14 protein-coding genes and 1 pseudogene are annotated in these 14,216 nt (G+C 59.5%); 7 read left to right on the forward strand and 8 right to left on the reverse strand.

Annotated elements, in window-relative coordinates:
* Nucleotides 1-12 precede the first annotated feature (12 nt).
* Together WGT02_RS20790 and WGT02_RS20795 are read left to right on the forward strand one after the other, a co-directional pair.
* On the forward strand, nucleotides 13-498 hold the full coding sequence (locus WGT02_RS20790) for a TerB family tellurite resistance protein (protein WP_007794220.1): 486 nt from the start codon (nucleotides 13-15) through the stop codon (nucleotides 496-498).
* On the forward strand, nucleotides 488-1,246 hold the full coding sequence (locus WGT02_RS20795; protein ID WP_024316802.1) for a glutamine amidotransferase: 759 nt from the start codon (nucleotides 488-490) through the stop codon (nucleotides 1,244-1,246). Before WGT02_RS20790 ends, WGT02_RS20795 begins: the two co-directional genes overlap by 11 nt.
* A 174-nt stretch (nucleotides 1,247-1,420) precedes the next feature.
* Here WGT02_RS20795 and WGT02_RS20800 read toward each other — a convergent pair.
* Nucleotides 1,421-2,481, reverse strand: a protein-coding gene (locus WGT02_RS20800; RefSeq protein ID WP_208245220.1) for an IS630 family transposase whose coding sequence is annotated in 2 segments (ribosomal slippage) — nucleotides 1,421-1,989 and nucleotides 1,989-2,481 — 1,062 coding nt in all. Because the reading frame shifts where the segments join, the coding sequence is not laid out codon by codon here.
* 109 nt (nucleotides 2,482-2,590) lie between these two features.
* On the opposite strand from WGT02_RS20800, the gene WGT02_RS20805 reads away from it, so the two are divergent.
* On the forward strand, nucleotides 2,591-3,046 hold the full coding sequence (locus WGT02_RS20805; protein ID WP_208249516.1) for a RidA family protein: 456 nt from the start codon (nucleotides 2,591-2,593) through the stop codon (nucleotides 3,044-3,046).
* A gap of 6 nt (nucleotides 3,047-3,052) precedes the next feature.
* Here WGT02_RS20805 and WGT02_RS20810 read toward each other — a convergent pair whose 3' ends face one another.
* Nucleotides 3,053-4,300 carry an MFS transporter gene (locus WGT02_RS20810; protein WP_208249514.1) on the reverse strand — a complete coding sequence of 416 codons (1,248 nt, stop codon included), beginning with the start codon at nucleotides 4,298-4,300 and terminating at the stop codon, nucleotides 3,053-3,055.
* A 139-nt stretch (nucleotides 4,301-4,439) separates the two neighbouring features.
* Between WGT02_RS20810 and WGT02_RS20815 the strand changes: the two genes are divergently transcribed.
* Together WGT02_RS20815 and WGT02_RS20820 are read left to right on the forward strand one after the other, a co-directional pair.
* Nucleotides 4,440-4,730: a YggT family protein gene (locus tag WGT02_RS20815; RefSeq protein ID WP_016556606.1), complete on the forward strand. Its 291-nt coding sequence runs from the start codon at nucleotides 4,440-4,442 to the stop codon at nucleotides 4,728-4,730.
* Nucleotides 4,727-5,041 carry a DUF167 domain-containing protein gene (locus WGT02_RS20820; protein ID WP_024316799.1) on the forward strand — a complete coding sequence of 105 codons (315 nt, stop codon included), beginning with the start codon at nucleotides 4,727-4,729 and terminating at the stop codon, nucleotides 5,039-5,041. Before WGT02_RS20815 ends, WGT02_RS20820 begins: the two co-directional genes overlap by 4 nt.
* On the opposite strand, the gene ppa is transcribed toward WGT02_RS20820, so the two are convergent.
* From ppa to WGT02_RS20845, 5 genes and pseudogenes are all read right to left on the reverse strand, one after another.
* The gene (gene ppa, locus WGT02_RS20825; protein ID WP_208249512.1) at nucleotides 5,042-5,578 is read right to left on the reverse strand and encodes an inorganic diphosphatase; all 537 of its coding nucleotides are present in this window, start codon (nucleotides 5,576-5,578) and stop codon (nucleotides 5,042-5,044) included.
* 398 nt (nucleotides 5,579-5,976) lie between these two features.
* A complete protein-coding gene (locus tag WGT02_RS20830; protein WP_024316797.1) occupies nucleotides 5,977-6,483 on the reverse strand; it encodes a GNAT family N-acetyltransferase in 507 nt (168 codons plus the stop codon).
* A gap of 203 nt (nucleotides 6,484-6,686) precedes the next feature.
* Nucleotides 6,687-8,504, reverse strand: coding sequence for a translational GTPase TypA (typA, locus tag WGT02_RS20835; protein WP_024316796.1), 1,818 nt, complete (start codon nucleotides 8,502-8,504; stop codon nucleotides 6,687-6,689).
* A 124-nt stretch (nucleotides 8,505-8,628) separates the two neighbouring features.
* A pseudogene (locus WGT02_RS20840) lies at nucleotides 8,629-9,152 on the reverse strand (alkaline phosphatase D family protein); the annotation flags it as partial.
* A gap of 262 nt (nucleotides 9,153-9,414) precedes the next feature.
* Complete coding sequence (locus tag WGT02_RS20845; RefSeq protein WP_208249509.1) at nucleotides 9,415-11,502, reverse strand: M3 family metallopeptidase; 2,088 nt, start codon at nucleotides 11,500-11,502, stop codon at nucleotides 9,415-9,417.
* A gap of 212 nt (nucleotides 11,503-11,714) precedes the next feature.
* On the opposite strand from WGT02_RS20845, the gene WGT02_RS20850 reads away from it, so the two are divergent.
* Nucleotides 11,715-12,215, forward strand: a complete 501-nt coding sequence (locus WGT02_RS20850) for a hypothetical protein (protein ID WP_375678805.1) — start codon at nucleotides 11,715-11,717, stop codon at nucleotides 12,213-12,215.
* Here the strand turns inward: WGT02_RS20850 and WGT02_RS20855 are convergent.
* Complete coding sequence (locus tag WGT02_RS20855) at nucleotides 12,148-12,789, reverse strand: LysE family translocator (RefSeq protein ID WP_024316792.1); 642 nt, start codon at nucleotides 12,787-12,789, stop codon at nucleotides 12,148-12,150. The genes WGT02_RS20850 and WGT02_RS20855 overlap by 68 nt on opposite strands.
* A gap of 204 nt (nucleotides 12,790-12,993) precedes the next feature.
* Between WGT02_RS20855 and WGT02_RS20860 the strand changes: the two genes are divergently transcribed.
* Nucleotides 12,994-14,178: a multidrug effflux MFS transporter gene (locus WGT02_RS20860; RefSeq protein WP_208249507.1), complete on the forward strand. Its 1,185-nt coding sequence runs from the start codon at nucleotides 12,994-12,996 to the stop codon at nucleotides 14,176-14,178.
* The last annotated feature ends 38 nt before the right edge of the window (nucleotides 14,179-14,216 follow it).

Raw genomic sequence — 14,216 nt, forward strand, 5'->3', positions numbered from 1 at the left:
AACAGGACCTAAATGTTCGAACGCTTCCAGGAATTTTTTCAGAATCTGACTTCCGACAATGCAAAGAAAGGCTTCGCCCCCGATGATCCGCGCATCGCGGTGGCCGCGCTCTGCATGCAGGTCATGGAGGCGGACGGTCAGGTCAAGGACAGTGAGACGAAGCGGCTTCGTAAGCTGCTCAAGGATCAGTATGGGCTCGACCGCAAGCAACTCGATGCGCTGATGGCCGCCGGCCAGGAGGCGGAAAGCGATGCCGTCGACTACTACCGCTTCACCTCGGATCTCAAGCGCCACCTCAACACGGAACAGCGGCTCGAACTGATCGGAGTCCTCTGGGACATCGTCTATGCCGATGGCGAGCGCAGCGAGATGGAGGATGACGCGATCTGGCGTATCGCCGAACTTCTTGGCGTTTCGGCTCGTGAGCGCATCCAGAAGCGGCAGGAGGCAGCGCGACGGGTCACGGATACCGAGGTAGTGCAGGACGATGCCGACTGACCGCTTTCCGGAGACGGGCGAACATCCCGTCCTGATTGTTCTGCATCAGGAGCGTTCCAGCCCTGGCCGGGTCGGTCAGCTTCTGGTCGAGAAGGGATATCGCCTCGATATCCGGCGCCCGGTTCTCGGCGATAGACTGCCCTCCACGCTCGCCGAACATGCGGGCGCCGTTGTCTTCGGTGGCCCTATGAGCGCCAACGATACAGATGATTTCGTCAAGACGGAGATCAACTGGCTCGATGTGCCGCTGAGAGAGAAACGCCCGTTGCTCGGCATCTGCCTTGGCGCACAGATGCTGGTGAGGCAGCTCGGCGGCAAGGTTCAGGCGAATGCCGACGGTTCCACCGAGATCGGTTGGTATCCGCTACGTCCCACCGAGAAGGGCCGCCTGCTGATGCACTGGCCCAAGATGGTCTATCACTTCCATCGCGAAGGTTTCGACCTGCCGCACGGTGCCGAGCTGCTCGCGGAAGGCGATACCTATCCCAATCAGGCCTTCCGCTATGGCGGCCATGCGTGGGGTCTGCAGTTCCATGCCGAGCTGACACGCGCGATGATGCACCGCTGGGTGGTTCACGGCGCCCATCGCTTCATTCTTCCGAACGCGCAGCAGGGTCGCGAGCATCTGGAAGGACGCATGCTCTTCGACGCGCCGCTGAAAGCGTGGCTGAACGAGTTCCTTGATATTGTTTTCGAGGGCAAGACGTCCAAATCCGTCGCAACATCCAGGGCCGTCCTTCCCGCTTAGCAGCGTGCGCCCGGCACAGCGTCGTGCTAGAATCGCGCACACCACCACTCTGGTAATATTCACAAGCAAAATTGCGTTCCGAGCCAAGATTAGATCTTTGAATTGCCGTGCCCGAGCAATGACGACCAAAGCTATCTCCGGAGGAATTCCATGGCTAATACCAACGAGCGCTAATCAAAACCGGTGCGCCCAGTCACGCATTCCAATCGACATGATCTTCCACGGCTGAGCGACCAGCTTGTTCCATGCGTCGCAGCAATGGGCGACGATGTCCTCGTAATCTTTGAAGATCCGGTTGGACAACCAGTTGTCACGCAGAAATTGCCACACGTTCTCGACGGGATTTAATTCGGGCGAGCGTGGCGGCAGGAAGAGCAGTGTGATGTTGTCGGGCACATCGAGCTTCGGCGTGACATGCCACCCCGCCTGATCAACGATCAGCACGGCATGAGCGCCGTCATCGACGGCCTGGCTGATTTCGATCAAATGCTGGTTCATGGCGCTGGTGTCGCAGTAGGGAAGAACGAGACCCGCACCTTTGCCCTTCTTGGGGCAGATAGCGCCGAAGATATAGGTCCACATCGTGCGTTGATCGTGTGGTGCCGAAGGCCTTGTTCCCCTGCGTGCCCATCGCCGGGTGATCTTGTTCTTTTGGCCTATCCGAGCTTCGTCGGCCCACCAGAGCTCAATCTCGACGTTCTTCGGGAGCCTGCCTTTGATGGCTGCCAGTGTGGCGGGGAACTTTTTTTAAAACTCTCCAGGTCGCCTTCGTTCTGGGCGTAATGGCGCGGGCGGGCAGACAGCTTTGCAAAGCCGAGCGCCTTCAATTCGCGGCCAATGGTCGTTTCATCGACGGATATCCGATATTCTTGGAACAGCCATTGAGCAAGATCCTTGCGCCGCCAGCGCACAACGCCATGCACCGCCGGTATCGGGCCACTTTCGACGATCTTTGCCAAAGCCTGGCGATGCACGTCGGAAAGCTTTCCTTGATTGCCGGGTGCTTTGCCATTGATGAGCCCCGACGGGCCACGCGCATTGAAGCGAATAACCCAGTCGCGGACAATTTGCAGGGTCACGCCTCCGATCCTGGCCGCATCGCTGCGGGAATGGCCATCATAGATTTCGGCAAGGGCAAGAAGCCGCCGAGCCTGTGCCGCATCCTTCGTGCCTTTGGCCAACGCCCGAAGAGCGAAGCCGTCGAAGTCATCGCGCAGTGGAATTCCTGATGTCATCCGCAAACCTCCGTTTGCGGTATTGATTCAGAACTCAACTGATTTGGAAACCTCAAAAAGAGTCAGAGATCGCTCACGCTGGTATAACTACGAACAGAGACTTGCCGCGATGGGATTGGTTCTACCGCAACCCCTGAAACTGCCTTCCAACATGGTCCTTCCGTTTCCGTGGGTGAATGTGCGCGGCAATCGCGCATTCGTCTCAGGCCATGGTCCGCAGAATACCGATGGTACGCCCGCCGGCCCATTCGGAGCCGTTGGCGAGAACATCTCCATTGAGGAGGCCAAGGCATCCGCGCGGAAAGTAGCTCTTTCCATGTTAGGCAGCCTGAAGCGGGAGTTGGGCAGCCTTGATCGCATTACCGGCTGGTGCCGCGTGCTCGGTATGGTGAATTGCGCGCCGCGCTTTGCCAATCCGCCAGCCGTAATCAATGGTTTTACCGAACTGATCATCGAGGTGTTCGGGCCGGAGGTGGGCAGTCACTCCCGATCCGCGATTGGCGTTGCCGGCCTGCCGCTGAACTTTCCGGTCGAAATCGAAGCAGAGGTCATCATCTCGGCCTGAGGGCCGTCACACTTTTCCTAGCCGCTCCGGCGCATCAAGCGTGTCGATCTTGCGGAGCTTCGGAAAGCTCGTTGCCCAAATCGCCGCCACGGCAAGCGTGCCAATATCGCCGATGATAACCGCAGGGACGGCGCCAAAAATGGAAGCCATCGTGCCTGCTCGAAATTCGCCGAGTTCGTTCGAGGCGCCCACGAAGACCATGTTGACGGCATTGACCCGACCGCGCAGTTCGTCCGGCGTCCAGAGTGCGATCAGGCTCTCCCGCACATAGACGGAAATCATATCGGCCGCACCCATGATGGCCAGCGCCGCGATCGATAGCTCCGTGCTGGTCGAGAACCCGAAAACGACGGTGCCGATGCCGAATAGGGCGACGCCGACGAACATGGCGACGCCGGCACTATGCCTGAGCGGATAGGCGGCGAGAAAAATTGCCATGGCGATCGCGCCAACCCCGGGCGCCGAGCGTAGAAGGCCGAGCCCCCAAGGACCGAGGGTCAGGATATCGCGGGCGAAGATCGGCATCAGTGCCGTTGCGCCGCCCAAGAGCACCGCGAAGAGATCGAGCGAAATCGCTCCAAGCACGACTTTCTCCGCCCGAATGAAGCGGAAGCCGCCGAGGATCATGTCCCAGCTTTTGGCTTCACCAGTCGTCTTCTGCGGTGGCTTGGGGATCATATAGAGCAGTGCTGCACCAAGGGCCGCGAAGATAACAGCGACCGTGTAGGCCGTATGAGGGCTGACGCCGTATAACAGGCCGCCAAGAACGGGGCCTGTGATCGCCGCGAGTTGCCATGAAGACGAATTCCAGGCAATGGCGTTCGACAAATCCTCTGTTGGCACAAGGTTCGGCGCCAGCGACTGCACTGCCGGCGACATGAAGGCGCGCTCGATGCCGAAAACCAGCAGAACGGCAAATACAGGCAACGGCGAGAACGTGCCGGTTATCGTCATCAATAGCAGCGCCAGCGTACACATGGCGCTGACGAGCGAGCAGATGGCGGCGATCGCACGTCGATTGTGCCGGTCGGCGACGGATCCTGTGACAAGGATCAGGACCAGCGATGGCAGAAATTGTACGAGGCCAATCAGTCCGAGATAGATGGCGCTGCCGGTCTGGTCATACATCTGCCAGCCGACGGCAACACTGACGATCTGCTGCGAGAACGACAGCAGAAACCGTGCAAAGAAGAACCGGGTGTAGGACGAATGCCGGAACGCAGCAAAACGATCTCCGGTTGGCGAAAAGGACATGAAGGCTTTCCAAGGCAACAGGCCAGACGCCAACGCACGACGCCGCTGTTAAACATGATTTACAATGCGTTTCGAGACAGCACTTGCTCGTTTAGTCGTCAATGTCTACATGTCTGTCAACAACGAACTGGAGATTGCAATGCTTGCGCTTTTTCAAACCATTGATTTGGCTTTGAATCTCTACACTTGGGTGCTGATCGCCAGCGCTATCTTTTCCTGGCTGTATGCTTTCAACGTGATCAACTCCAGCAACCAATTTGTCAATTCGGTCGGCATGTTCCTCTACAACGTGACCGAACCGCTGCTGCGACCGATCCGCCGCGTGCTGCCGAACCTCGGCGGCATCGACATCTCGCCGATCATCCTGTTGCTGATCATCTTTTTCGTGCGCTCGCTGATGTGGAATTCAATCTTCCCGCTGGTGGCATGAGCCAGCCCTGGGCTGCATTCACCGACCACATCTTTCTTGCAGTTCGCCTGACGCCCAATGGCGGGCGCGACGCAATCGACGGCGTGGACACCGACGCCGAGGGCAAGTCCCACCTCAAAGCCAGAGTGACTGCCGTTGCTGAAAAGGGAAAGGCGAACAAGGCGCTGATCGCGCTCGTCGCCAAGTCGCTTGGCGTCGCGAAATCATCGATCAGCCTCGCCTCAGGCGATACGTCGCGTAAAAAAACCCTCCGGATCGAAGGCGACCCGGAGGATTTGATCAGGACATTGGGTGCTCTCGTCGAGAGCTGATCAGGCCTTTTCCTTCTTGGCGCGTTCGATCGCCTCAAGGATCAGGGCGCCGGCTTCCTTGGAATCACCCCAGCCGAAGATTTTCACCCACTTGCCGGGCTCGAGATCCTTGTAGTGCGAGAAGAAGTGCTCGATCTGCTTCAGCGTGATCTCCGGAAGGTCGGTATAGTCCTTTACCTTCTCGTAGCGCAGGGTCAGCTTCGGCGACGGTACGGCGATGATCTTCTCGTCCTTGCCGGAATTGTCTTCCATCTTGAGAACGCCAATCGGGCGCACGTTGATGACGCAGCCCGGAACGAGCGGACGCGTGCTAGCGATAAGAACGTCGATTGGATCGCCGTCTTCAGATAGCGTGTGCGGCACGAAGCCGTAATTGCCCGGATAGGTCATCGGCGTATAGAGGAAGCGATCAACGACCAGCGTCCCGGCCTCCTTATCCATCTCGTACTTGATCGGGTGGCCGCCAACGGGCACTTCAACGATTACGTTGACATCTTCCGGCGGGTTCTTGCCGATGGAGATCGCGTCAATGCGCATAGAGCTTCCCTCTAAAGGTTAAGTCGATGGTTGCCAGATACTGGGAATCATCCCGCAACGCAACACGCCCGTGCGGATTTGAGGCTGTCTTAAAACGACGGTCAAGGCAATACGCGGCTTGCGGGTCGTTGCCGCGCAAGCGCCGCACCGGATCCGAGCAACGTCCCTCGTCGTCTGATGAGATGCGGCGCAGGTACCGGCCCAGCTGCCTCAGCCTTCTCCAGAGGTGGAGACCAAGCATGACCCGACGCTGCAGCCGGTCGGCGACTATGCCCGTCACCAGCCCCGCCTATCGAGATCATGACCGGCAACGTCGCCGTAATAAAGGTCACGGGATTGCCGTTATCGCCGTGAGGCCACCGGCTCATACTGTAAGAGGAAAAACGGAGAGACCGGCCTCAACCCCAGATGAAGCCGATTTTCTTTAGCTGCTTCTGGTCGAAAGTTTCCATGCCCTCGCAATAGTCGACGCCACCGTGGCTGCGATAGAACTGCGCTCCGGTCTCGTTTTCCTCGAGGCACCAGACGACCAGTCCATTGCAGCCGAGCGACTTCAGAAGCCGTCTTGCTTCGCCGAAGAGCATGTGCCCGAGGCCAATCCCCTGGTACTCCGGCCGGAGATAGAGTTCGTAGATCTCGCCTTCCTGCGGCAGCGCACGGGCACGATTGAGGCCAAGTGTCGCGTAGCCTGCGACCATGCCGGCCACGTCGAGAACGAGTAGTGTTGCGGGTCCGCGGGTCGCCTTGCGCCACCAGTTCTCCCCGCGACGCTCGATCATTTGCCGCAACGCACGATGCGGAATAATCCCCGCATAGGTGTGCTGCCACGCAAGCCGATGCACTTCCGATATAGCTCGGGAATCCTGCGGTTCGGCCCGCCGAACATCGATCGACAACGTCTTCATAACGCTTACTCTGGTCCCATTGTCGGCAATTAACCATATGCGCCCAACGCATTCAGGTCGCTTGCCCACAGACTTAACGTGTGGACGACGGCTGAAATTTAACGCTTTTTTAACTATTGCGACAAGCCGGATTCGACGCAGCACACAATAAAAAACCCCGGCACGATGGCCGGGGTTGAAAGACTTCAAGGCGTCTGGATGGCTCAGGCGATCTTTGCCTTGCTGAAGCGCTTGCGATCGTTTGCGTCGAGATACATCTTGCGCAGGCGGATCGACTTCGGCGTCACTTCCATCAGCTCGTCGTCCTGGATCCAGGACAGAGCGCGGTCGAGCGTCATGCGGATCGGCGGCGTCAGCTTTACGGCTTCGTCCTTGCCGGCAGCGCGGATGTTGGTCAGCTGCTTGCCCTTGAGAACGTTGACTTCAAGATCGTTGTCGCGGGAGTGGATGCCGATGATCATGCCCATGTAGACCTTTTCGCCCGGCTCGATCATCATCGGGCCGCGATCTTCCAGGTTGAACATGGCATAGGCCACAGCTTCACCCGCAGCGTTTGCGAGCAGAACGCCGTTGGTACGGCCACCGATTTCGCCCTTGTAAGGCTGGTAGTCCTTGAACAGACGGTTCATCACGGCGGTACCGCGCGTGTCGGTCAGGAGTTCCGACTGATAGCCGATCAGGCCGCGCGTCGGCGCATTGAACACCAGGCGAACACGGTTGCCGCCCGAAGGACGCAGCTCGGTCATTTCGGCCTTGCGCTCGGACATCTTCTGGACGACGACGCCGGAATGCTCTTCGTCGACGTCGATGACGACTTCTTCGATCGGCTCCATCAGCTGATCGTTCTCGTCGCGGTGCATCACGACGCGCGGACGCGATACGGCGAGCTCGAAACCTTCGCGGCGCATGGTTTCGATCAGAACGGCAAGCTGCAATTCGCCACGACCCGACACGTAGAAGGAATCCTTGCCTTCTGCTTCCTCGATCTTCAGCGCGACGTTGCCTTCGGCTTCCTTGTAGAGACGATCGCGGATGACGCGCGAGGTCACCTTGTCGCCTTCGGTGCCGGCCAGCGGGCTGTCGTTAACGATGAAGGACATGGTGACGGTCGGCGGATCGATCGGCTGTGCGGTCAGCGCCTCGGTAACAGCCGGATCACAGAAGGTGTCGGCAACCGTGCCCTTTGAGAGACCGGCGATGGCCACGATGTCGCCTGCATGTGCTTCCTCGATCGAGGTGCGCTCGATGCCGCGGAAAGCGAGGATCTTCGAGATACGGCCGTTTTCGATCAGCTTGCCGTCTTGGCTCAGAACCTTGACGGCCTGGTTCGGCTTGATCGAACCGGAATTGATGCGGCCGGTGATGATGCGGCCGAGGAAGGGGTTGGCTTCGAGGATCGTGCCGATCATCGTAAACGGGCCCTCGTGGACTGTCGGCTCCGGAACGTGCTCGAGCACCAGGTCGAGAAGCGGTGCCAGACCCTGGTCCTTCGGACCTTCCGGGTTGACGTTCATCCAGCCATCGCGGCCCGAACCGTAGAGGATCGGAAAGTCGAGCTGCTCGTCGGTCGCGTCGAGGTTCGCGAAGAGGTCGAAGACTTCGTTGATGACTTCTTCGTGGCGACCATCAGGACGGTCGATCTTGTTGATCGCGACGATCGGGCGAAGGCCGACCTTCAACGCCTTGGAGACGACGAACTTCGTCTGCGGCATCGGGCCTTCGGAGGAGTCGACCAGAACGATCGCGCCGTCCACCATCGACAGGATACGCTCGACTTCGCCACCGAAGTCGGCGTGGCCGGGGGTGTCGACGATGTTGATGCGAACACCCTTCCACTCGACGGACGTTGCCTTGGCAAGAATCGTGATGCCGCGCTCTTTTTCCAGGTCGTTGCTATCCATGACGCGTTCTGCAACGCGCTGGTTCTCGCGGAACGAGCCGGACTGTTTCAGAAGCTCGTCAACCAGTGTCGTCTTGCCATGGTCAACGTGCGCGATAATCGCGATGTTGCGAAGTGCCATATGTCTATATCTCTGAGGCTGGGGCGCCGCGCTGGGAGAAGGCGCCAATTTCATTTGGGCGGCTCATACAGTGTTTTTCGCTTCTGCGAAAGGGGGGAAAGCCGATTGCCTGCCACCCATGGCGTCAACTCGATATCTGCGGGTCGATGGTCGTCCGCCACAGTTCCGTGTCGTTCCGGTCTATCAGCCGCACCCTCAGTTGCTCGGTCTGCCCATCGATATCGATCAGCCCGAAAAATTGCATGCCGGCCGATGGCGGCAGGTTCTGCTCCGGGCCGCCGGGTGCTGCCTTCATGAACTTCACCTGCGGCCGAAGGTCATGTCGAGTTGTTGCGGGCCGTAGGTTCCGGAATGGAGAGGTCCAGCCACGAATTCCCAGAACGGGAGGAACTCGCGGAACGTCGCCTTGCCGGGATCGTAGGAGTGCGCTGCCGTATAGTGCACGTCGGCCGTCAGCCAGACCATGTTGGATATGCAGGCATCGCGGACGAACCGCAGCAGGTCGGCAAACTCCAGCTCGCGACCGAGTGGCGCGCCATTGTCGCCGTTCGAGATTGACTCGCTTCCCCGCCGATGTCCGTAGTCGTCCCAGATCACAAGCCCGATCGGCAGATCGCAGGCAACCTTCCACGTCGCCGTCGAGCAAGCAGCGCCAGCGTCTTGCCCTTGGAAAGCGAAATGCCGATGCCCTTCAGAACAGGCGTTGCACCATAGTGCAATTCGACGCCGGCCCTCGAAACGGCAGCACTCGTCTATGAAGGCTGAGAGGTCATGAAAAAACCGGCATCGGTTAAGGTCGATGCCGGTTGCTTATTAACCTTCAGTGACAGTCATGTGACGAAGCGGTCAGATGTTGTCACCCGCCAATACTTTAGCTTTTGCGCATCCAAGATGCGCAAAACATGACTTGTCAGGCGTCGCTGCCGGACAGTTCTTCGAAGGTCGCAAGTCCCTTCTTCACCAGCATTGCATCCGGGCTCGGCAGCTTGCCTCGGAAGGCCTTGTAGGCATCCTCGGGATCGATGGCGCCACCGACGGAATAGATGTTGTCCTTCAGCTTGGCTGCCATTTCCCGGTTGAACGCGTCGCCCGTCTCCTCGAAGGCGGCGAAGGCGTCCGCATCAAGCACCTCGGACCACATGTAGGAATAGTAGCCGGCTGAATAACCGCCGGAGAAGATGTGCTGGAAGTGCGGCGAGGCGTGACGCATGACGATCGATTTCGGCATGCCGAGCTCCGAGAGCACCCCGGCCTGCACCGCCATCGGGTCCTCGACCTTGTCGCGCGTGTGGAACGCCATGTCGACAAGCGCGGAGGAGGTAAACTCGACCGTATTGAAGCCGGAATTGAAAGTGCGGGCCGCCAGAACCTTGTCCAGCAGCGCCTGTGGCATCGGCTCGCCGGTTTCGAAATGCACCGCATACTGCTTGAGGATCGCTGGCACCGTCAGCCAGTGCTCGTAAAGCTGCGACGGCAATTCAACGAAATCGCGCGAGACGCCCGTGCCGGAGATCGAGGGATAGGTGACGTTCGAGAGCATTCCGTGGAGCGCATGGCCGAATTCGTGGAACAGCGTGCGCGCATCGTCGAGCGACAGAAGCGCGGGCTTGCCTTCGGCAGGCTTGGCGAAATTGCAGACATTGTAGATGATCGGCAGCTCGCCCTGTCGTCCGTCCTTCAGCGGCAGCTTGTGCTGCGACTGGAATGAGCTCATCCAAGCGCCGGAGCGCTTCGAGCTGCGAGCGAAATAATCGCCAAGGAAGAGCGCCACCAGCGTGTCCTCTCGGTCGCGGATCTCGAAAACGCGAACATCGGGATGATAGGCGGGAACGCCTTTCTTCTCGACGGCACGAATGCCGAACAGCCGGCCGGCGACGTCGAAGCAGGCATCGATGATCTTCTCGAGCTGGAGATAAGGCTTCAACTCGGCTTCGGAGAAGTTGAACCGCTGTGCGCGGATCTTCTCAGCATAGTGCCGCCAGTCCCAGGGCATCACCTCATGGTTCTTGCCCTCTGCGGCGATCAGCTTGGCGATGTCGGCCTCTTCTTCGCCGGCCCGCTTGACAGCTTTCGCCCACACCTGTCGAAGTAGGTGGTTCACCGCACCGGGCGTCTTCGCCATCGTGTTGTCGAGCTTCAGTTCCGCGAAGTTACCATAGCCGAGGAGCTTCGCCACCTCGTCGCGAAGCGCAAGCATATCGCGGATGATGCCGCGATTGTCCGTCACACCATCGTTCTCGCCGCGCGCTACCCAAGCCTCGAAGGCCTGCTCACGCAGATCGCGCCGCTCGGAGAAGGTGAGAAACGGTTCGATGATCGAGCGCGACAGGGTCACGGCAAATTTGCCCTCTTCGCCTCGCTCGCGTGCAGAAGCCGCCATCGCATCCTTCAGGAATTCGGGAATGCCGTCGAGATCGGCGCCGTCGGAAAGGATCAGCGCCCAGTTCTTTTCATCGGCAAGCACGTTCTGCCCGAACTGGGTGCCGAGGCCGGCGAGCTTTTCGTTGAGGCCCGCAAGCTTCTCCTGCTCGGGCTTCGGCAGCTTCGCGCCGGATTTGACGAAACCCTTCCAGTGCCGCTCCAGCACCCGTGTCTGCTCCAGCGACAGACCAAGGCTTTCGTGCGCTTCCCACAGGGCATCGATGCGGGTAAAGAGGGCCGCATTCATGCCGATCTTGGAGTAGTGACGCGACATCTTCGGCGAAATGTCCCGCTCCAGTGTTTGGATTGTGTCGTTGGTGTGAGCGCCTGCCCGGTTCCAGAACAGTGCGGATACGCGCGACAGCTGATCGCCTGCAATCTCTAGAGCAGCGACCGTGTTCTCGAATGTCGGCGCTTCCGGATTTCCGGCGATCTCATCGATCTCCTTCTCGTGTGCGGCGAGTGCGGCATCGAAAGCGGAAGCGAAGTCACCGTCGTTGAGCGCATCGAACCGAGGCAGGCCGTGAAGGCCGTTCCATTCGAAGAGTGCCGGATTGAATTGTGGTGTGGAAGGCATGCGGACATCCTTTGTGGCAGGCAACTGAACAGGCAATATAGGGATGCCCGTACGCAATTGGTATTGCCGATCGGACGCTCTTTCCGCCGCCTGACTGTGAAAAGTTCACGGCAAGAAATGATGCATGAGAATTAACCAATCGTTAACGATTGACGCGGCTTCGGCGCGCGCGATAGCTTTGCTCGTCATCTTCTTGCAATTGGATATGGGCCATGGAAATCCTTTCTGTGCGGTCTTCGCCGAATTTCCTTTTCAGAAGAAATTCCGATAATTCTAATAGTTACAATGAATTAGAAGCCAAAATCGGCACAGCTGCGAAGCCTTCGACGGCATTCCACATTGATGAAACTGGCGGCGATACGCCGGATTTCTCCGCGATCAGCGCCAGCGAACTGCGCCAATATGCAAGGCAGAGCTTCGATGCGGGCGCGATCAATCAGGATACATTCGCCGCCATCTCCGAACCGCTGCCGATGCGAACGATCGACCCAGCCGGCAACATCCTCGACCTCTCCGATATCACCGATGCGACGAGCTTCAATTTCCGGGACTACTACAAAGATCAGCTGCAGATCGCGACGTCGATCGGCGACCCGGAAACGGTGGCAACGCTCAATTCGGTCGTCAGTTTCCTCGACCCTGATCTCAGGCTTTCCGCCACCCGAGCAGGCCCGGTGTCGCGTGCCAGAGCGCCTGCGCTGCGAAACCCATGAACAAGACACCGGAGCAGCGGACGATCAGCCGCTCGTGCGAGCGATAGAACCGCCGCACCGTGCCGGCGCCAATGATCGTGATCAGGATCATATCGGCGACAATAAAGCCCAGAAACGAAACCGCAAGCAGGACCGGCAACGTGTGAAACTGCAACGCGCTCGCCGAGCCGGCAACGAGAGCCGTGAACGTTGCGAGCGCCACGGGATACCCTTTCGGGTTGGTGACGCCGAAGATCAGGCCACGGCGGAACGGCCGTTCGACGACCAACAAAGCCTGTCCGTCTCCTTTCGGCTTTGCCCTCACAGCATTCCAGCCGATCCAGGCAAGGTAGAAGCCACAGAGAAGACCGAGCGCGTCGAAGACAAAGGTCCCGATCGTCTTTGCGCCGATGATTGCAATCAGCGCCAGTGACGCCCACAGCAGATCACCGACCAGATGGCCACCGACGAACAGCGCGCCGGCGCGACGTCCCTGCCCCGCACCGATGCCAAGCAACGCGAGGAACGCCGGACCGGGAATCAGCACATAAAGAAGGGCAGCCAGAAAGGCGCCCGCAAGCAACGATTGGGTCATCGAAAGAACTCCGGAAGGAACCATCGCAGCTTATGCGCCAATCGAGGCCCGTCAAGCGATGATGGCGACCCATAAGATTTTTGAATTGCCGGATCACGCAGCTTCCGACAGAAGGAAGGGGTCGCCCTTTGGGCGGCTTCGCACATGCCACCAAGAGCGAGTACCCCTATGCCCCCATTCCGGATGAGCCAACGGCGAACCAGCATGCTCGGCGCGCTTCTCGCAACAATCGGCCCGATCTCGATGTCGATCTATACCCCTGCGATGCCCGAGCTCGTGCAGGCATTCCGGACGTCCGACTCGGCAATCAAGATGACGCTCTCCGTCTATTTCGCCGGTTTCTCGGTTGCGCAATTGCTTGCGGGCCCGCTCTCGGACGCCTTCGGCCGGCGCGCGGCGACGCTCCTCTTCATCGGTATCTATGTCGCCGGTAGCCTGCTTGCCGCCTTTGCGCCTGGCATCGAATGGTTGCTCTCCGGCCGTCTCATCCAGGGCATCGGCGCCTCCGTCGGGATCACGGTCGCCCGCGCCATCGTGCGCGACCAGTTCACCGGAACCGAGGCCTCCCGTATCATGAACCTGATTGGGATCATGATCGCCATTGGGCCGGCCGCGGCACCGACAATCGGCGGTTTGGCGCTTGCCGCCTTCGGCTGGCAGTCCGTCTTCTTCCTTCTCATCGGTTTCGGTCTGCTGATCTGCCTTTCGGTGGTCGTCTTCATGCGCGAAACCAGCGTGCCCGATCGCCGCCGTGCCCTGCCCGGACCGCTTCTGGCCGCGTATACCGAGCTTGCACGTGAAAGCCGTTTCGTCTCCGCCTCGCTCGTGCTCGGCGGCTCGATCGGTGCCCTCTATGCGCAGGCCACGCTGCTCCCGTTCATCCTCATCAAGGTCGTCGGCCTCTCGCCGACAGCCTTCGGCCTCGGAATGCTGCTGCAGTCCGGCTCCTACTTCCTGGGCTCCATCTGCCTGCGTTATGCGGCGCCGCGCTTGGGCGGTGACGGTTCCGTGCGCGTCGGGCTCGGGTTGCTCGGGTCCGCGGGCATCATGATTGCGCTCTCTGTCCACTTCGTGACGCCCACCTATCTCTCGATTATGGGGCCGATCGCGTTCCTGGCCTTCGGACTTGCCTTCCTGACGCCGCACATGACAACCTCGGGCCTCTACCCCTTCCCGCATATTGCCGGCTCGGCGTCCGCAATGATGGGCTTCATCCAGATGGGTGGCGGCTTTGCAGGCGGCGTCGCGGGTTCGTTGATCGGCATGCCGCTTCTGGCGTTCGGAACCGTGATCCCGACCATGGCACTGATCTCCATTGCGAGCTACGTCTGGTTCGTCCGCGCCTCACGGCGCGCTGCAAAGGTTTCCCACGCCACGATTGGCGCATGAAAAGGCCCGCCGAAGCGGTAATGCAGTTCACTTAGTGA

This window comes from Rhizobium sp. T1470 (genome assembly GCF_042140505.1).
In the GTDB taxonomy this organism is placed as follows: Bacteria; Pseudomonadota; Alphaproteobacteria; order Rhizobiales; family Rhizobiaceae; genus Rhizobium; species Rhizobium favelukesii.